The following is an 18,210-nucleotide window of genomic DNA, read 5'->3' on the forward strand; positions in this document are numbered from 1 at the left end:
TGAAAAGAAATAATCAGATCATATTTTTCCAGTGCAGTATAGGCACTTTTCGCCATAGAAAAAACCCCCAATAGAGTAAACAGATTTTTTATTATTTCATCTGTCTACTTTATTGGGAGCATATCAAGTTGACCCTTTAGCGGCTTTTTATTATCCTTCAAAAATTCCCTTGAATTCTCCGTAACCTTCTTCATCCAGTTTTTCTTTTGGTATGAATCGTAGGGCAGCAGAATTAATGCAATAACGCAAACCAGTAGGGTGAGGACCGTCATTAAAGACATGTCCCAAGTGGGAATCAGCCGATTTGCTCCTTACTTCTGTTCGAATCATAAAATGGCTTGTATCTGATTTTTCAATAATTTCTTCCTCTTCGATTGGCTTTGTAAAGCTCGGCCAGCCACAGCCAGCGTCAAATTTATCAAGGGAGCTGAACAGTGGTTTGCCAGATACGATATCGACATAAATACCTTCGCGGAGTTCATTCCAATATTCATTTCGAAAGGGAGGCTCTGTACCGTTATTTTGTGTAACCTCAAACTGAATCGGTGTTAGTTCCTTCTTTAGCTGCTCTTTATTTTTCATCTTTTCTCACCCCAGTGCATTTTAATGTGACCGGCACGTCCAGACCCAATATGGTACCCTTCATAATGAGCTGGATTTTTTTTATAGTAGTGTTGATGGTATTCTTCTGCTGGATAAAACGGCTTTGCTGGTAAAATTGGAGTAACAATTGGTTTACTGAAGCGGCCGCTTTCTTGTAATTCCTGCTTAGAGTGTTCTGCAAGTTCTTTCTGTTCATTATCATGATAAAAAATAGCTGTTTGATAGGACTGCCCTCGGTCATGAAATTGTCCACCGGCATCTGTCGGATCAATTTGTTGCCAATACAATTCAAGCAGCTTTTCATATGGGAAAATTTCAGGATTATAGGTAATTTGAACAGCCTCATAATGACCGGTTGTTTCCGAACAAACCTGTTCATACGTTGGGTTTACCACATGCCCTCCTGTATATCCGGAAATGACACTTTTGATTCCTGGCTGCTCATCAAATGGCTTGACCATACACCAAAAACAACCGCCTGCAAACGTTGCTTGTTTCGTTACTTCCATTTTTCCACCCCTTTGAAATTTTACGTTTGAATATGAGTATACAGAAACACTTCTAAAAAAGACAATTTCTTGTCTTCACCAGAGATTTTACATCAGTACTGGCAAATCTGTTAGAATATCTAAAAAAGGGGGACATTGTAATGCTACCAAATAGACTAGAGCCTGGTGACGAGATTAGGGTTATTTCGCCATCGACGAGTATGGCGGTTATGAAAGGAAAGCAAGTGGAAATTGCTTCTGAAAGATTAACTCAACTTGGATTTAAAGTGACGTTCGGGAGTTATGTTGATGATCATGATGAATTTTTCACAACATCAATTCATCAAAGAATTGAAGACTTGCATGATGCCTTTAGAGATCCAAACGTTAAAGCGATTCTTACAGCTGTTGGCGGTTATCACGCCAACCAGCTATTGAAATATATGGATTACAACTTAATAAAGGAAAATCCTAAAATTTTCTGCGGATATAGTGATATTACGGCATTAAATGCAGCAATATATCAAAAAACAGGTTTAATTACCTATTCAGGTCCATTTTTCTCTAGTTTTGGGGTGAAATATGATATTGATTACACGCTACAATCTTTCCTCGAAGCGGTAACTAATGATGCCCCGTATGAAATTCAACCATCTACGACATGGAGCGATGATAAATGGTTTCTAGATCAGGAAGACAGAAATTTTGTTAAACAAGACGGATATATGATCGTTCAAGAAGGGGAAGCGGAGGGAACACTGATTGGCGGAAATTTAAGTACCTTAAATCTTTTACAGGGGACAGAATTTTTTCCTTCACTTAATAATTCCATATTATATATCGAAGACGATGATGAATCTCATATTCATTCCTTCGATCGAAATCTCCAATCACTGCTTCACTTACCTGATGCAAGCGGAATCAAAGGAATTCTAATTGGGCGATTTCAAAAAGCATCAAATGTAACGGAAGCCGCACTAAGAAAAGTGATTGAAACCAAGGAGGAATTGAAGGGGATACCTGTTATTGCCAATGTAAACTTTGGCCACGTTCAACCATTAGCCACGATCCCTTTTGGTGCAAAAGCAACGATTTCAGGGACAGGCATTACCACAGATATTACAATCTATAGCTAAACAATGAGGGATATTTGCCACGCAAATATCCCTAAGCTTATCCAATGGTTACTTTTTCTTTTGGAAAATGAATCTTTTCTGTGCTGTTGCCTTTACCTCTTAGGATTAGCAGGCAGGTAACGATCCCTAATCTACCAATAAACATCAAGAGAATAATCAGAATTTTTCCAAATGCAGTCAGCCGAGGTGTTAATCCCATAGACAATCCATTGGTCCCGAATGCGGAAGCAACCTCGAAAATAACTTCAATAATGGTTCCTTTTTCGGTAACAGAAAGGACTAAGATTGAAAGTAAACAAAGCATGGCAGCGGTTGAAATGACGATAAACGATTTTAAAACATCCTCATTATGCAGTTCTCTTCTAAATATTTTAATAGAACCTTTCCCCTGAGCATAAAAGAAGATCGTTAGAAGAACAATCGCAAACGTTGTTGTTCGTATTCCTCCGCTGGCACTGCTTGGTGATCCGCCAATAAACATCAACACCGATATAAAGAGCTGATTGCTTGGTGTTAATTCATTGAGATCCAATGTTGCTAGACCTGCACTTTTTGTCGTAGCCGAGTGGAACAATGAGTAAAAAAATGATTCATGCCAAGGTTTATGAGCAAAGTAATGATAACTATCTAGTAAATAAATTATTATAGTCCCTGCAATAGTTATAAATACAAATGTAGTAGTGGTTAATTTCGTAAATAAGGTAAAGTGATATTTTTTCTTGCTTTTCATACTTAAAAAGAATTCATAAACTTCAACGATAACTGGAAAGCCAATTGCCCCGATGATCATTAATAATATAATGATGGTTTGAATAAAGTAGTCATGACTAAATGGATTTAGTGATTCCCCTGTTATATCAAAACCGGCATTGGTAGTTGCACTTATGGATGCGAAAAATCCATGTTTAAATGCTGATTTAGCGCTGTCAAAATAAGACATAAATCGAAAGCCAAGAAAAACTCCGCCAATGATTTCAAATGAAATGATAATAATAAAAATTCTTTTTGCCAGTTGAACAAGTCCTGCCAAGTTAGACTGATTCTGATCAACCATAATGAGTTGTCTTTCTCGTAATCCTACTTTTTTTCCAATCATGATCCAAAGAAAGGTACTTAGTGACATTACTCCTAAGCCGCCTAATTGTAGAATGATACAAAGAAGGAATATTCCAAAGTTATTAAAGGTATCTTTTAGTGAAATGACACTTAGTCCCGTTACGCTTATCGCACTTGCAGAAGTAAATAAGGCATCGATAAAGCTTAGTGAGGCATTCTCCTTATGGGCCAATGGAATCTTTAACAAAAGGGTTGAGATGATGAGTGCAGATAAATAAAAAATAACAATAAGTTGAATGGTTGAGAGTTCTTTTCTCTTTGTTTGTTTCTGTTTCGTAATATTCATTAGATCCTTCCTTATGTAAATCTCAGTGTTATTCTATATTAATCAAGCGGAAAAGTAAAAGTACTTTTACATCGCAGATGAGTTAAGGCAGACACAAATGTGTCTGTTTTCTTTTTTGTATTGAATGATGAAAGAAACAAAAAACCTTTTCATACAATTAACTAAAAGACTGACGAAAGGAAAAGGAGTCCTGATGAACTATTGCGATTTATTTAGAACAAAAAATCGTAACTTCTGGAGATAAGATCCGCAAAAATAGCTTATTAATGTTTCTGCAGCAAATGAAGGAGTGAATCGATTGAAAAATAATGAAACTCGAATTAAACAGTGGCTGAAGGAGAATAGAGCTAAAGGTACCAGATTTCTACAAATTCTCGTACAGGAGAATAGTACTAGAGGAAATGAAAGTAGTGCCCAAGCGGTTATTATCGAAAAATGCCGTCAGCTTGGTCTGGCACTTGATATATGGGAAATTGATGGAGAGGAACTTAAACAACACGAGGCTTATTGCTGTGATCGGGACAGCTTTGAGGGTAACCCGAATGTTGTTGCTGTTTTAAAAGGGAGTGGTGGCGGAAAATCTATCATCTTAAACGGGCATATCGATGTTGTACCCGTTGGTGATGAAAAAAACTGGAAGCACGATCCATTTAGCGGAAGAATCGAATGTGGAAGGTTATATGGCCGCGGGAGCACAGATATGAAGGGAGGAACAGCTGCTCTATTAATGGCGATGGAGTCGTTGATTGCAACGGGGACTAGGTTAAAAGGGGATGTTATTTTTCAAAGTGTTATAGAAGAGGAAAGCGGCGGTGCAGGGACGCTTGCGGCAGTATTACGGGGGTATCAAGCAGACGGTGCGATAATCCCTGAACCCACAAACTTGAAATTATTTCTAAAACAGCAAGGTTCGATGTGGTTTAGAATTACGGTCAAAGGCAGGGCGGCACATGGCGGTACGAGGTACGAGGGAGTAAATGCCATCGAAAAGGCGATGATTGTCATCGAACGGCTGCAACAATTAGAGTTGGCGAGGAATAGTAAAATAATCGATCCGCTTTTTCAAAATATCCCGATTCCAATCCCAATAAATATTGGAAAACTCCACAGTGGGGAGTGGCCTTCATCGGTACCTGATTTGGCAATTATTGAAGGAAGAATGGGAGTTTCACCAGAAGAAACGATCTTATCGGCTCAACAAGAAATGGAGACATGCTTACAGGAATTAAATAAACAGGAGAACTGGTTTCAAGAGAATCCCCTGGAAATTGAATGGTTTGGTGGCAGATGGCTTCCTGGGAAGCTAGAAAGTGATCATCCGTTAATGGAATCAATATCTGAGAGTTTTGTAGCGGTTAAGGGTGAGAAACCGGCCATAGAGGCAAGCCCATGGGGGACAGACGGTGGTATCTTATCGACTATTGGAGGTACTCCGGTAGTGGTATTTGGACCGGGAGTCACCGAAACTGCTCATGACACAGATGAATATATTATCCTTGAGGATTTGTTTGCTGCGAGTGAGATAATCGCTTTAACATTACTCCGATGGTGTGAAGTAGAGGAAAAAGAAGTGGTTCAATAGAAATTAATTCTTACTTTGATTTTACCCTATGAAAAATCATACCCCCATATTCTGTTGATATGGGGGTAGATTTAATTCGCTTAGGTTGTTGCCGATGCATTTTTTCTGGCCCTGAGAAATTTCACTAAGTTTAAGACGATGGTTTTCGTAACGGCATAGGTTGGTATCGCCAATACCATGCCGAGAACACCGGCTAGATTTCCAGCAGCTAGTAAAATGATGATAATTGTAGCCGGATGGGTATCCAGACTTTTCCCAAGAATAAGCGGTGATAAAACATTTCCTTCAATTTGTTGAGCGACGAGAATGACTACAACAACTAGTAATGCCTTTGTGGGTGAGTCGAAAAAGGCAATAATAACAGCTGGTGCTCCGCCAAGAATCGGCCCAATATAAGGAATAATATTGGTAAAAGCAACGATTAGTGCCATGACCAGCGCAAAGGGCATATCAATAATCAAATAGCCGATAAAGCTTAATGTTCCAACGGCAAGTGCGACCGTAACCTGCCCTTGAATATAGGCCGAAAGTGTCTCTCCGGTTTCTTTCAGAATGGACATGCCCTCTTCCCTATAAGCAGTAGGAAAAAATTTAGAAATGGCTAAAGGGAATTTGTGGCCATCTTTAAACATGTAGAATAATAAAAATGGGACGGTAACAAGAATAATCGCAATATTGGTTACCACACTAAGTATTCCCGCAATACTACCTGTGATCCTGTCAGGCAGTGTGTTGGCGAATTCAATCAGCTTTTGTTGTCCCGTTTCTAAAATATCGTTTTGTTCGGACATGATCCATTTAAACTCGGATGATTTCGAAAAGTCATCAAAGAAATCTAATGTTTTGTCCGCATAACCAGGAAGGGCGTTAGCTAGTGCTGTGAATTGCTTGGATACTGCAGGAACTAAATTTCCAATCGCTAAAACAAGTAATGAGATAAATGCAACATATATAATGATAATCGCTATTACTCTAGGTACCTTACGGCGTTGGAGGAAATTCACAATTGGATTTAGTAAAAAATACAAAAACCCTGTTATCAGAATCGGGAAAAAAATCGTTGAGAAAAAGATACCGATGGGTTGAAATAAAAATGAGATTTTGGTTGAAACGTAGATGATGGTAAGAATTAACAGGATTTGAATTAACCAATATTGAAGTTTTCGTTTGGACAATGTATGTACCTCTTTTTCTTATGAGTTTGATAAAATTATACCAAAATCATGGAATTAAGAACAATTATTTCCTATTGTTAATCCACTATAAGATTCTGGACGGCAAATGTTGTTTCCGTTATAGTTACACTAAAGAAAATCTTCAAATGAAGAAAGAAAGGGTTAAAGTATGGGTAAATCCTTTTATCACTTTTTAATGAAATATCGTCATCCTGCTCCGAAGGATGAGATAAGTAGATTTGCGAATCATGCCTATTTGGATCATAGTTTTCCAAAGACTTCAAAGGATTATCATGACATCAGCTCCTACCTTGAATTTAATGCTCAATACTTGGAATCCATGACCGTATTTGATGAAGCCTGGGAGCTTTATCTAATTTCGGAAAGCTAGGTGGAATCGTACTAAATCGTCTCTTTAAAAAGAGGCGATTTTTCTTTGTTTATGACATGCCCGATAAAACAATAAGTGCATATACTATTGTAATTATAATTCACGGCTCATCATTGAGAGGATGGAGGAAATGAAACGAAGGAAAATACCGAAGTATAAGGTCGGTGATACGGTCGTGATAACTATGTATGGTACAGTAGGAAAAATAACGGACGTCAAGTATATTGACGGCAATTATGTATATGAAGTGAATAAAAGCGATGGTCTTTTTGTTGAATCTGGACTTCAGCTGCTCTCCGAATATGAAGGGAAACTGATGGAGCAAGAACAAATTGATATAGAATATAAGTTTTTTTTCGGTGACTTAGTTCAAGTGGCTGGATATGGTTCCGATCTCTTTAAAATTGTAGGCTTCCGAACAGAAATTTGGCGCTACAAAGAGGATGCATGGGAAGATGTCATCTATGAACTGTCGCGTATTAGTGATGGAGAATGGCTTGAAGCGGGGGAAGAGGAGCTGACACTCGTAGCCGATGCCGAGAGTGCTGAAACGTTCATTCAAAAATTAGGACTACTATACTTAGTTAACAACGAAGAAAAGCAACAAAAACAAGAAAACCAAGAAAAACAGATAGCAATTTCAAAAACACAAAACAGCCAGAATGTATTAAGAAAAGCAGAGTTAGAGGAAATAGAAAGAAAGAAGGAAAAGAAGCAGCTTATCGATCATTTATTAGACATATATAATGACTACAAAATATTATTTGGTCTTTTTCATGATCAGGAGTATTACCAAGTGATGCGTGTAATTCTTAGGAAATTAAATAGTGTAGTCAATGACGATGGGAAAAAACAATTGTAACGATCACCATTTTGCAACGGTAAACAATAGATAAATGACGAAAGGTATTCCTCCCCATCTAATTAGAAAAAACATGCTGTCAGTCATTTTCTCAAAGAAGCCAATTATTTTCCCATCCTCTTTATTAACATCATCGATAATTTCATTGATCGTTACCTTTAACTTGGACATAAAATCACCTCATCAGATTCTTTACCAACATCCTATGCTTGTCCTATGAAAAAAAGACTTATATTTTCTTATGTTTAAACAATGAAATATTTACCGATTCTTCTAAAAGTAAGTAGCATGAAAGAACATGATGAATCATACATTCTGTAAAAAGGGGGCGATAGCTTGCGGGAAATAGAAGTATTTATTGATACGGAAGAGATTGCTGAATTTTTCTATCATGAGCTGGTTAAAAGAGGATACGTTCCTACAGAAGAAGAATTAGAGGAAATTGCAGATATCACCTTTGAATACCTCATCGAGAAGAGTATTATTGACGAAGAAGTACAGGATGAATAATGAAATGATTATTCACTCTCTTAATAAAAGCAGTCAAAAGACGAGCATTTGAATTTGCTCGCTTTTTGTTGTTGTTTAAAAAATATTTTTTTATTTTTGCCAGATGACGAAACCTTTGCTTTTTTTGCCCCGTATATAGGGTAGCCAAGATTGAGGAGGAAAGAGGATGCTAAAGAAAATTTTAAAATCGATTATTAAAAGTAAACTTCATCATCAACATCATAAGTATTCGCATTCAAGTGATGGTTGGAAAAAGATGAAAAAGTATAAACATAATCACCTAGGGCACCATCACTATAAAAAGAAACACAAAAGCGGCAGCTTTTTTTCAAGTTTCTTTAGCAGTTAATCTATTCAAATGTTAAAAAGATTCGTCCTGTTTACAGCAAATATTTTTGAAACACCGTTCCTTCAAAATGAAATCATTGCTGAACGATATAAGATTATCAATCATCTTGGTGCGGGGAGCTATGGTAATAGCTACTTAGTATTCGATCAATTAACAAAGCGGCTACAGGTTTTAAAGTCCTTAAGAATTCACAAGAGGATAACGAAATCCGGAAGACGAGGATTTGAACTTGAAAAAGAGCTATTAAAATCTATACAGCATCCCGGTTTTCCAACGTATTATTCGGATGGAGAGCATAAAGGCATCCCTTTTTATACTATGGAGTATATCGAAGGGAAAAACTTTGAACAGCTTATTTTTCAAGAGGGTAAAAAATATTCAGAGGATACTGTTTTTTCTATTACCCTGCAATTACTAGAACTTATCAATTTTTTACACATAAATCAAATCATCCATCGAGATATTAGGATACCTAATGTCATAGTTTCTGAATCTAAGATTCGTCTAATTGATTTAGGGTTATCTCGTAAAGTAAATCAAGCCATGGAAAGAAGAAAAAGCCTAAAAAAACATGTTCGAAAAGAAATTAATTCCCAAGCGGATTTCTATGGACTCGGACATTTCTTGTTGTTTTTACTTTATTCTAATTATTCTTTTCCAGATAAAACAAAAGAAAGCAGCTGGGAAGAGGAATTGGATCTTTCACATAATGCCAAACAGATCATAAGGAGACTTTTGCAAATCGAAAATCCATATGAATCCTGTGCAGAAATTAAGTCAGATATTGTAATATTACTTGAAAATGTAGGAGGAAAAGAAAATGTCTTTTTTTGACAAAGTATTTGCTAGTGTTGGAATTGGTTCTGCGGCAGTTGACACAAAGCTGGAAAAGGATACGTATATGCCTGGTGAAACGGTAAAAGGTGCTGTAGAGATCAGAGGTGGCAAGATTGAGCAGCAAATTGATGATATTTATTTATCAGTAAATACAACTTACTTAAAGGAATCGGATGATAAAAAATATCATGTTACAGCTACAATAGAACGCTTCCGAATTACAACACCATTTATCATTGGAAAAAACGAAAGGAAAGAAATCCCTTTTTCTTTCCAGCTACCATATGATACACCTCTTTCCATTGGCAGGTCCAAGGTTTGGGTATCAACTGGACTTGATATTAAAAATGCAGTCGATCCAGGAGATAAAGATGATCTAAAGGTTATTCCTGATCAACTGATGACTGCTGTTTTTAATGCGATTGATAATTTAGGCTTCCGCTTACGAGAAGCAGATTGTGAGGAGGCTCCACATCGTTTGCGCGGGCGTTTACCTTTTGTTCAAGAATTTGAATTTGTACCAACATCAGGTGCTTTTAGAGGAAAATTAGATGAATTAGAGGTTGTATTTAGGCCATCTGGGAATGGCGTTATTGAACTGCTTTTACAGGTTGACCGTCGTGCCCGTGGGTTGGGAGGATTATTTGCAGAAGCAGCTGGTTTGGACGAGACAAATGTCCGTTTAACAGTCACTAATGCAGATATTCCGAATATTCAACAACAACTTCACAACGTTATTCAAAGATTTTCTTAATAATCGACAAAAAAAGAAGAATCTCAACAAAGGAATCGACAATGTACATCTCTAATTATTAAAAAACCAGATATTTTTAATGATTGGAGGGGTATGATGATCAGAGCGATTACAAAAAGAGCTAATATTCAATATGATGTGACAATCTTTCAAACTCCAAAGTATCGTGAAAATAAAGGCTATCAGCAAGTTTACCGTATGATGATTCCGGCTGTTAGCCGTGAAAATTGTTTGGAGGAAACCTTTAGACGATTCAATGTCACAGATCGAATGCCGGCGAATTATTATGGTCGTTTTTTGGCAACTGGGGATATCATTTTGATTGATGAAGGCCGTAGAGGTCACTATTACTATCAGCTTAAGCCAGGTGGCTGGCAGCAAGTTAATCGAATCAATATAAGATAGATAACCTAAGGAGAGTTTTCTCCTTAGGTTATCTTTTTTTACTGGCCATTACTTTTTCTTCCGCCAGCAGCGTTATGTTCCTTTGCATGTGCATTATGTTCGGCTTCAATAGCTTCAGGTGGTATGTGATTGTTTTTCTTTGGTTGGTTAATTCGGGCTCTATGTTTTTTCCCCATACATTATCCCTCCTTTGGTTAATCTAAAAATAGTTTCCCACAAATTGAAAATTTCATGACCTTTTCATGTAAACGTTTTTCTTTCGGAAATGGTTGTGGTATATTGTCTATGGTGAAGTTGTCAGACTTCTATTTATTTGATTGGAGGATACAAACATGAGTGTACATATTGGTGCGAAAGAAAATGAAATAGCGGAAACAGTCTTGTTGCCAGGAGACCCATTGCGGGCAAAATATATTGCGGAAACTTTTTTAGAGGATGCAAAATGTTATAATGAAGTTCGAAATATGTTTGGCTATACAGGAACATATAAAGGGAAAAGAATTTCTGTCCAAGGAACAGGAATGGGCGTTCCATCCATTTCTATTTATGTAAATGAATTAATGAACAGCTATAATGTCCAAAATTTAATTCGTGTTGGAACATGTGGAGCCATTCAAAAGGATGTAAAGGTTCGCGATGTTATTTTAGCAATGACAAGTTCTACGGATTCAAATATAAACCGTCTCACTTTTGGACAAGTTGATTTTGCTCCTTGTGCAGACTTTGACCTATTAAGAAAAGCCTATGATGCAGGGAAGGAAAAAGGTCTTAATTTAAAAGTAGGAAATATCTTCACAGCTGATTCTTTCTATAATGATAATGCAGAGCTAGAAAAATGGGCAAAATATCAAATTCTTGCGATTGAAATGGAAACGACTGCCCTTTATACATTAGCAGCAAAATTCAACCGCAAGGCACTTTCTGTTCTAACTGTAAGTGATCACATACTAACGGGTGAAGAAACAACTTCAGAAGAGCGACAATTAACATTTAATGATATGATTGAAGTAGCTTTAGAAGCAGCGATTAAGGAATAATAGGAGAAAACCAAGTACCTCTTTCATTAACGAAAGAGGTTTTCTTATCTGTTGCTTTCACTTTACTTAACAGGTCTTTGTAACCTTGACCTTTATGGTGAAAATAGATATAGTGCATTACATACAATAGAAAAAATAGATAGGTGGAAATAATGAGGTTTAAAAAGTATCTATCAATAGTTGCGATTCCCCTTCTTTTGAGTGGCTGCAGCCAAATTAACTCGCTATTAGATAAACTTCCCTTCCATGGAGAAGATTTGAATGAAACTCAAACGCTAGACCAAAAATCTTCTGATTACGATCCCCTTAGTTTAGAGTCAATTTTCTTTAATGATATTAAAGAAGTGGATGGTAAAAAAGTTATCCAAAACTCTACTAATACTTTGGCATTAGTAAATAAGCAGTTTTATTTACCAGAGGAATATGTTCCTGCAGATTTAGTCAGGCCAGAGGTTCCTTTTTCATTCGGCGATCAGGACAATGAAAAAAGTTTAATGAGAAAAGAAGCGGCAGAGGCCTTGGAAAAATTATTTTTAGAAGCCAAAAATAACGGTATTGAGATATATGCAGTATCTGGCTATCGATCCTATAGCCGTCAAAAATCATTATTTAATGCTGAATTAAATAGAGTTGGAAAAGAAAAAGCGATGCAGGCAGTCGCGATTCCAGGCTCAAGTGAGCATCAGTCTGGATTAGCAATGGATATTTCGAGTAAGGCTGTCAAAAATTATTTGGTACAAGATTTTGAAGATACGAAAGAAGGGAAATGGCTGGCAGAGAATGCGCATCGATTTGGTTACATTCTTCGCTACCCAAAAGGTAAGGAAGGGATAACTAATTATATGTATGAGCCATGGCACTTTCGTTATGTAGGTATTAAAGCGGCAAAAATTATATACGAAAACAATTGGACATTGGAAGAATATTTTAATGAAGTAAAGAGAATTTAATAAAATAGGTCTAAAATAGCGGCACGACTCCATCGAAGTGCCGCCTTTTATTCGACTAATATCTTTTCTTTGTTATTTTTTTTTAAAAGATGTTATTCTAATCATTAAGGGTTATATTACCCATTCTTATTTTTATGGTTTATGAAAGTGGTGAAGGCTTTGGATGAACAAAATGTGGAAAAAGTACATAGCGAAAAAGAGGAAGTAACGGAGAATAAATCTGGTCACGTAAGAATGAAAAAATTCCATTTTATTATGATGCTGTTTTTCATTGTTTTCCTAACGGCAGGAATAACGACGTTTGCTCTATCGTTTGGTGATGAGAAGGTCATTACGGTAGGGGCGGAACGGTCGGAGTTTAATAAGTTATACACAGCGTTTGACACATTGAAGGGTGAATATTTTGAAAAGCTAGATGAAAAAAAGCTGATTAATGGTGCTATAGATGGAATGGTAAAGGCACTTGATGATCCTTATACTGACTATATGAGTGTGGACGAAGCGGGTAAATTTCATGAAGCAATCAATTCATCGTTTGAAGGAATTGGAGCTGAAATCCAAGAAAAAGAAAATCATATTGTTATTGTCTCGCCGATCAAAGGTTCACCTGCTGAGAAAGCCGGTCTAAAACCGAATGATATTATCGTGTCTGTGGATGGTAAAAGCTTACAAGGCATGACGTCAACCGAAGCGGTAACCATTATCCGTGGAAAAAAAGGAACGAAGGTAGAGTTAACAATACAACGTCAGGGCTCTGATGCTCCAGTGAATATCCCAATCATTCGTGATGAAATTCCGATTGAAACGGTTTACGGAGAGATGCTTGAAGATGGAATTGCCAAAGTGCAAATTACAAGCTTTTCAACAAATACTTCTAAGGACCTGATAGAAATGTTAAATGACTATCAGAAACAGGGAATGAAGGGGCTTGTACTTGACCTGCGCCAAAATCCAGGCGGTTTACTTGACGAAGCGATTAATATTTCGAGTATGTTTGTGCCCAAAGGTCAATTAATATTAAAGGTAGAGGATAAAAATGGAGAAATTAAGGAGTATCCTTCACAAAATAAAGGAAATCCAAACTTTCCGCTAATCGTGTTAATTGATAAAGGAAGTGCCAGTGCTTCTGAAATTCTAGCTGCAGCTGTAAGTGAATCCGCAGGTATTAAGCTTGTTGGAGAAAATTCATTTGGTAAAGGTACAGTACAAACTTCAAAGGATTTCCAAGACGGTTCAAATATTAAATTAACGACGGCAAAATGGTTGACTCCAAAAGGGAATTGGATACATAAGAAAGGGATTAAACCAGATGTTGAAGTGGCACTCCCTGATTATGCATCCTTGCCAATTATTAATCCTGATAAAGAATTAACCCTTTCAAGTACAGGGGTGGAAGTTCAAACGGCTCAGAAAATGTTAAAAGCAATAGGTTATGATCCATTAAGGGAAGATGGTTTCTTTGATGAAAAGACAAAAGAAGCAGTCATCGCATTCCAAACAGCTCAAAATCTACCAGCGGATGGTGTGTTAAAAGGGGATTCAACCTATAAACTTATGGAAGTATTAAGAACCCAAATTGAAGCAAACGATACTCAGCTTCAAAAGGCAGTTGAACTGCTAAAAGAACAAATGAAATGATTCAAAAAGCCTGATTCTTACTCCAATAGAATCAGGCTTTATTTATAAAGGGAAGTGTATAAAATTCCGCCTTTCTAATTATCGGGGAGGATATCTAATAATTTCCTTATTCTTTCTTTTTTTCGTTCAATCAGTTCTGCAACAAAATACCCATATTCGTCGCGGTCATGGGCAGCATATTCCTCATATAGTTCCTTTAGCTGGGCAAGATGCTCCTTTAGCGAGTATTCATTTTCACCTGAACCGCCTGATTGTACCTTACGGAGTATCATTTCAACGAGTTTATCATTTGTTGCTTCAATGGACTTTGTACCTTGCCTAACATAAATGGCCCCGTATCGAAGCTCATTTCGATGCACTACAGATGTGTAGGGGACGTATTTTGGATCATATTCAATGATAAGTACTTGAAATCGTTTATTTCGAAGCGGGGAAGGTTCATCTGTAAAATGGAAATCTTCCGTTCGATATTTTAGATACTTCGGCAATAGATTCGCAAGTTTATTATCAATATCTGCTTTATCGAAAAAATCCTCTTCATTAAGTCCAGTCAAGGAGATTGAGCTCTCATCATTTTGGCTGACGCCGACAATAATACAGCCCCCTCCGGAATTGGCAATCGCCAAAACATGTTTCGCCATTTTCGAGAATTCTGTCCATTTAGTTTTAAAATCAAGAAAATCAGTTTCACCAGTGTTATTGAATAGGAGCTCTTTGAGGGTTTCATGTGAAGGGTTCCTGACAAATTGAAGCAGACTTTTTGGGTACACATACTCATAGATCATGAGAGTAAGTCCTTTCTGAAGATTCTCTTTATTATCATTATAGTCCAATCGCAAATAGATGATAGCCCAATTGTTTGAGAATAATTTTTAGTAAGGCAAATCAATGCCAAGCACTAAAAATGAAAGATAATTTCATATATAATAAAGAGAATGTCAACAGAATAAGAAGGGAAATTTATATGAACAAAACAGAGGTATATATTCTATCAGGTTTTTTAGGCAGCGGAAAAACTACACTATTAAAGCGGCTACTAGAAAATGAAAGACAGTTGGGAAGAAAGGTAGCGGTTATGATGAATGAGCTCGGAAATGTTTCGATTGACTCTGATGCCGCCCGCCAAGAAGATGTAGCCTTAAAAGAGCTGTTAGGCGGCTGCATTTGCTGTTCTATTCAAGACAAGCTCGAGGCACAGCTCCAAGGGTTATTACTGAATGAAAGACCAGATGTTATTTATATCGAGACAACAGGGGCTGCCCATCCAGTCGAAGTATTGGATGCTATTCTTTCCCCATTATTTGCCGACCAATTTATCATTAAAGGAATTGTTACAACGGTTGATGGCTTACGCTGGAAGGATAGAAACTTGCTAAGTCCACAACTCCAGCAGCTGACCATCGAGCAAGTAAGGCATGCGGATTTTATTTTGATTAATAAAATGGAGGAATTATCCGATTCGGAACAGGCAAAGATTATTTTTGAGATTCAAGCTATTAATTCTACTGCCCAATGTCTTTTAACTAATTTTTCCCAAGTATCAATCGAGGAATTGAGAAAGCTTTCAGTATCATTTGATAAACTGTCCAACCAATCTTTAGGAAAAAATGCACTGAATTTGTCAACTTTTGTATATCAATTCAAATCCGCGATTAGCCATACACGGTTTGAGGAGTTTTTAGCAATGTTGCCAGATTCGATTTATCGCATAAAAGGGTATGTAAAATTTGATCCTTTGCAGAAACCATATCTTTTTCAATATTCATATGGTATGCCGGTTTACTTTAAAGAAGAGATGAATCTACCGTTAAATTTAGTTTTCATAGGTGAAAATATCAATTGGCAGGAAGTCGAACAAAAGCTGAAAAATCTTGAGAATAAATTTAAAAGTCAAAAAGAAAATGAATGATAATTTCATCAAAAGGCAACTCTTTAAATGTAGTTAATTACATGGGAGGGGGGTTAGATGAAGAAGATATTTTTTATTACATTGGTAATTCTATCCCTCCTAAAGGGACAGACTGGGTATGCCGCATCTAACATTAACTATAAGATTGAAATGTTACCATGGTCTGAAGTAAATACGCTCTTACCGAAGTATTCAAAGTTCACGGTTCTAGATATTGAAACAGGTAAGAAATTTAAGGTACAGCGCCGGGCAGGTAGTCATCATGCTGATGTTCAGCCTTTATCAGCAGAAGACACGAAGACCATGAAAAAGATTTATGGGGGAAAATGGAGCTGGAAACGCCGGGCTATTATCGTAATGAATAAAGACCAATGGATTGCTGCCTCCATGCATGGGATGCCGCATGGAGCAGGAGCTTTAAAAAATAATTTTCCCGGCCATTTTTGTATTCATTTTCATGAAAGTACCACACATAAGACAAACGCTATGGACTTATCTCATAAGCTGATGATCTTAAAAGCATCTGGAAAACTAGATGAATATTTACAGCAGGCTACGCCATATGAGGTAATTGAAGCATTTATTGCTGGATTCAAGCAACAGGATTCAAGGATTACTTCGGGAATTTCGCTGCAAAAGTTAAAATGGCATCCAATATTAACCAGGGTAGAAAATGTGAAAATTTCAAGAATGCCGCTGTTACCCGCCGAGGATTTGACTACGGAAATCAGTTTAGATATACCAATTGAAATCGATTGGTACATAGAAAATCGTGGCAGGCAGCATTATCGGGGAGATATTCATTTACTCCGCTTTTCAACAATGGATGCTTGGAAAATAGACTCGCAACTTTTTTTGAAAGAAAATAAGCTCCAATAAAGTGAAACTTCAATCAGTGGGGGTTTTTTGCATCCCCCACTGATTGTTATTTGAACCTATCGGGTATTTACGGGCAGTTATCCCCCACTATACTTATTCGCTTTTTCTAAAGTTTTGACGTGGGGGTCTTACTGCCCGTTAATACCGGATAAATAAACACCTTTATAAAAGTAAAGGTGTTTATTTTTGTATACCATTAACGCTGTTCTCCAAATTTAATAAAGGTTCTCTCATCCTCGATTAAACCGCAGGCTGCACATTGAACACGATATTCTGGCCCTTTATAGGGGAGATGAAAAGGTTCTAATTCCGTTTCACCGTATTCCCTTACAACTTCTCCAGAAATAGGGTCAAGTTTAACAGATTGAGAAACTTGCTGAATTAAATTAAAACGGCTGCGATTTGTTTTGCAGTTTGGACATTTATAGGGGGTTGTCATAGGTTTCTCCTTTCTTTGTATTGTTAAAATATATTTTTTGCAATAAAGTTAGAAAGTATGTAACAATGCAGATGAGAGGTAATGGAGGTGGATCATTTGGGAGAAGGATCTGTTCATTTTGAAGCAATGTTAGCCCAGTATCGAAAGATTTGGAACAATCGAATCCTAGCAGTAAGCGATCTTAACAGTGAAGAAATCCTAAAGGAAGCAGTAAAGAGAGAATTGTTAGATGAAAACTCACACCCGAGAATTAGAAAAAATAAATTTGAAAAATATTATTCTGCCATTAACAGAATTGTGAATTCGGAACTCACAAATGAAGCAAAGGTTGATCTCATACACGTTCATAATCAGATAATGGATGAACTAAGAAAGGAGTAAGAAACATGAAAAAAAACCTAATTTGGGCTCTGGCAATATTGACGCTATTAGTTTTGACAGCATGTAATAAAAATCAGCCATCTAATGAGGTTCCAGAAATGTTGGATGTTAAATTGACTGTTAATCCTGAAAAGGGTGAGATCAATCAACCAATTATTTTTGAAGCGAAAGTGACCCAAGGAAATGAAAATGTAGAGGATGCAAAATCGATAAAATTTGAAATATGGCGTGCACATGCAGAAGAACATGAAAAAATTGATGTCAAGCATGCCGAGGACGGTATTTACCGACTAGAAAAAACATTTCAAGAAGAAGGTACCTATTATATTATTTCACATGTAACGGCAAGGGATATGCATAATATGCCTAAAAAGGAATTTGTCGTTGGTACTCCAAGTGAACCGGAAGATCCAAGCGATGCAAAAGATTCAATGGAAGATATGGATATGGAAGGTCATTAAATAAGTGAAAGACAGCCGCGTG

The 18,210-nt window shown here is 36.9% G+C and carries 24 protein-coding genes; 16 read left to right on the top strand and 8 right to left on the bottom strand.

Annotated elements, in window-relative coordinates:
• Positions 1-150 precede the first annotated feature (150 nt).
• A complete protein-coding gene (gene msrB, locus ACWM35_RS12695; protein ID WP_454818953.1) occupies positions 151-582 on the bottom strand; it encodes a peptide-methionine (R)-S-oxide reductase MsrB in 432 nt (143 codons plus the stop codon).
• Positions 579-1,112, bottom strand: coding sequence for a peptide-methionine (S)-S-oxide reductase MsrA (msrA, locus tag ACWM35_RS12700; protein WP_454818955.1), 534 nt, complete (start codon positions 1,110-1,112; stop codon positions 579-581). The genes msrB and msrA overlap by 4 nt, the downstream gene beginning before the upstream one ends.
• 140 nt (positions 1,113-1,252) lie before the next feature.
• Between msrA and ACWM35_RS12705 the strand changes: the two genes are divergently transcribed.
• Positions 1,253-2,227, top strand: a complete 975-nt coding sequence (locus ACWM35_RS12705; protein WP_454818957.1) for a S66 family peptidase — start codon at positions 1,253-1,255, stop codon at positions 2,225-2,227.
• 37 nt (positions 2,228-2,264) lie between these two features.
• Here ACWM35_RS12705 and ACWM35_RS12710 read toward each other — a convergent pair whose 3' ends face one another.
• Entirely contained in the window at positions 2,265-3,629 is a 1,365-nt protein-coding gene (locus ACWM35_RS12710; protein WP_454818959.1) for a TrkH family potassium uptake protein, read from the bottom strand.
• A gap of 298 nt (positions 3,630-3,927) precedes the next feature.
• On the opposite strand from ACWM35_RS12710, the gene ACWM35_RS12715 reads away from it, so the two are divergent.
• Positions 3,928-5,211, top strand: coding sequence for a peptidase (locus tag ACWM35_RS12715; protein ID WP_454818961.1), 1,284 nt, complete (start codon positions 3,928-3,930; stop codon positions 5,209-5,211).
• 80 nt (positions 5,212-5,291) lie between these two features.
• Here ACWM35_RS12715 and ACWM35_RS12720 read toward each other — a convergent pair whose 3' ends face one another.
• The gene (locus ACWM35_RS12720; protein ID WP_454818963.1) at positions 5,292-6,386 is read right to left on the bottom strand and encodes an AI-2E family transporter; all 1,095 of its coding nucleotides are present in this window, start codon (positions 6,384-6,386) and stop codon (positions 5,292-5,294) included.
• Between the two features lie 169 nt (positions 6,387-6,555).
• Here ACWM35_RS12720 and ACWM35_RS12725 point away from each other — a divergent pair, with 169 nt between their 5' ends.
• Together ACWM35_RS12725 and ACWM35_RS12730 are read left to right on the top strand one after the other, a co-directional pair.
• Complete coding sequence (locus ACWM35_RS12725) at positions 6,556-6,777, top strand: YozE family protein (RefSeq protein WP_454818965.1); 222 nt, start codon at positions 6,556-6,558, stop codon at positions 6,775-6,777.
• A gap of 130 nt (positions 6,778-6,907) precedes the next feature.
• Positions 6,908-7,639: a hypothetical protein gene (locus ACWM35_RS12730; RefSeq protein WP_454818967.1), complete on the top strand. Its 732-nt coding sequence runs from the start codon at positions 6,908-6,910 to the stop codon at positions 7,637-7,639.
• Between the two features lie 3 nt (positions 7,640-7,642).
• Here ACWM35_RS12730 and ACWM35_RS12735 read toward each other — a convergent pair whose 3' ends face one another.
• Complete coding sequence (locus ACWM35_RS12735) at positions 7,643-7,810, bottom strand: hypothetical protein (RefSeq protein ID WP_454818969.1); 168 nt, start codon at positions 7,808-7,810, stop codon at positions 7,643-7,645.
• A 165-nt stretch (positions 7,811-7,975) separates the two neighbouring features.
• On the opposite strand from ACWM35_RS12735, the gene ACWM35_RS12740 reads away from it, so the two are divergent.
• The 5 genes from ACWM35_RS12740 to ACWM35_RS12760 all read left to right on the top strand — a co-directional run bounded on the left by ACWM35_RS12740 (position 7,976) and on the right by ACWM35_RS12760 (position 10,494).
• The gene (locus tag ACWM35_RS12740; RefSeq protein WP_454818971.1) at positions 7,976-8,149 is read left to right on the top strand and encodes a YozD family protein; all 174 of its coding nucleotides are present in this window, start codon (positions 7,976-7,978) and stop codon (positions 8,147-8,149) included.
• 166 nt (positions 8,150-8,315) lie between these two features.
• The gene (locus ACWM35_RS12745) at positions 8,316-8,498 is read left to right on the top strand and encodes a hypothetical protein (RefSeq protein WP_454818973.1); all 183 of its coding nucleotides are present in this window, start codon (positions 8,316-8,318) and stop codon (positions 8,496-8,498) included.
• A 9-nt stretch (positions 8,499-8,507) separates the two neighbouring features.
• Positions 8,508-9,332 carry a serine/threonine protein kinase gene (locus tag ACWM35_RS12750; protein ID WP_454818975.1) on the top strand — a complete coding sequence of 275 codons (825 nt, stop codon included), beginning with the start codon at positions 8,508-8,510 and terminating at the stop codon, positions 9,330-9,332.
• Positions 9,319-10,089, top strand: coding sequence for a sporulation protein (locus ACWM35_RS12755; protein ID WP_454818977.1), 771 nt, complete (start codon positions 9,319-9,321; stop codon positions 10,087-10,089). The genes ACWM35_RS12750 and ACWM35_RS12755 overlap by 14 nt, the downstream gene beginning before the upstream one ends.
• Positions 10,090-10,185: 96 nt before the next feature.
• Positions 10,186-10,494: a YodL domain-containing protein gene (locus ACWM35_RS12760; RefSeq protein ID WP_454818979.1), complete on the top strand. Its 309-nt coding sequence runs from the start codon at positions 10,186-10,188 to the stop codon at positions 10,492-10,494.
• Between the two features lie 38 nt (positions 10,495-10,532).
• Here ACWM35_RS12760 and ACWM35_RS12765 read toward each other — a convergent pair whose 3' ends face one another.
• Positions 10,533-10,670, bottom strand: coding sequence for a hypothetical protein (locus ACWM35_RS12765; RefSeq protein ID WP_454818981.1), 138 nt, complete (start codon positions 10,668-10,670; stop codon positions 10,533-10,535).
• Positions 10,671-10,826: 156 nt separating this feature from the next.
• Between ACWM35_RS12765 and deoD the strand changes: the two genes are divergently transcribed.
• The 3 genes from deoD to ACWM35_RS12780 all read left to right on the top strand — a co-directional run bounded on the left by deoD (position 10,827) and on the right by ACWM35_RS12780 (position 14,119).
• Positions 10,827-11,531 carry a purine-nucleoside phosphorylase gene (gene deoD, locus ACWM35_RS12770; RefSeq protein WP_454818982.1) on the top strand — a complete coding sequence of 235 codons (705 nt, stop codon included), beginning with the start codon at positions 10,827-10,829 and terminating at the stop codon, positions 11,529-11,531.
• Between the two features lie 152 nt (positions 11,532-11,683).
• Positions 11,684-12,481, top strand: coding sequence for a M15 family metallopeptidase (locus tag ACWM35_RS12775; protein ID WP_454818984.1), 798 nt, complete (start codon positions 11,684-11,686; stop codon positions 12,479-12,481).
• Positions 12,482-12,622: 141 nt separating this feature from the next.
• Entirely contained in the window at positions 12,623-14,119 is a 1,497-nt protein-coding gene (locus tag ACWM35_RS12780; protein WP_454818986.1) for a lmo1851 family serine protease, read from the top strand.
• A gap of 74 nt (positions 14,120-14,193) precedes the next feature.
• Here ACWM35_RS12780 and ACWM35_RS12785 read toward each other — a convergent pair whose 3' ends face one another.
• Positions 14,194-14,904 carry an AlbA family DNA-binding domain-containing protein gene (locus ACWM35_RS12785; protein WP_454818988.1) on the bottom strand — a complete coding sequence of 237 codons (711 nt, stop codon included), beginning with the start codon at positions 14,902-14,904 and terminating at the stop codon, positions 14,194-14,196.
• A gap of 179 nt (positions 14,905-15,083) precedes the next feature.
• Here ACWM35_RS12785 and ACWM35_RS12790 point away from each other — a divergent pair, with 179 nt between their 5' ends.
• Together ACWM35_RS12790 and ACWM35_RS12795 are read left to right on the top strand one after the other, a co-directional pair.
• Positions 15,084-16,028 carry a CobW family GTP-binding protein gene (locus tag ACWM35_RS12790; RefSeq protein WP_454818990.1) on the top strand — a complete coding sequence of 315 codons (945 nt, stop codon included), beginning with the start codon at positions 15,084-15,086 and terminating at the stop codon, positions 16,026-16,028.
• A 57-nt stretch (positions 16,029-16,085) separates the two neighbouring features.
• The gene (locus ACWM35_RS12795) at positions 16,086-16,907 is read left to right on the top strand and encodes a hypothetical protein (protein WP_454818992.1); all 822 of its coding nucleotides are present in this window, start codon (positions 16,086-16,088) and stop codon (positions 16,905-16,907) included.
• 196 nt (positions 16,908-17,103) lie between these two features.
• Here ACWM35_RS12795 and ACWM35_RS12800 read toward each other — a convergent pair whose 3' ends face one another.
• Positions 17,104-17,346 (bottom strand): DNA alkylation repair protein, encoded by a 243-nt coding sequence (locus ACWM35_RS12800; RefSeq protein WP_454818994.1) that lies wholly within the window; start codon positions 17,344-17,346, stop codon positions 17,104-17,106.
• Positions 17,347-17,442: 96 nt separating this feature from the next.
• On the opposite strand from ACWM35_RS12800, the gene ACWM35_RS12805 reads away from it, so the two are divergent.
• Both ACWM35_RS12805 and ACWM35_RS12810 read left to right on the top strand, forming a co-directional pair.
• Complete coding sequence (locus ACWM35_RS12805; protein ID WP_454818996.1) at positions 17,443-17,727, top strand: hypothetical protein; 285 nt, start codon at positions 17,443-17,445, stop codon at positions 17,725-17,727.
• A gap of 5 nt (positions 17,728-17,732) precedes the next feature.
• Positions 17,733-18,188: a FixH family protein gene (locus tag ACWM35_RS12810; protein ID WP_454818998.1), complete on the top strand. Its 456-nt coding sequence runs from the start codon at positions 17,733-17,735 to the stop codon at positions 18,186-18,188.
• Positions 18,189-18,210: the final 22 nt, after the last annotated feature.

It is taken from the genome of Neobacillus sp. K501, assembly GCF_053749995.1.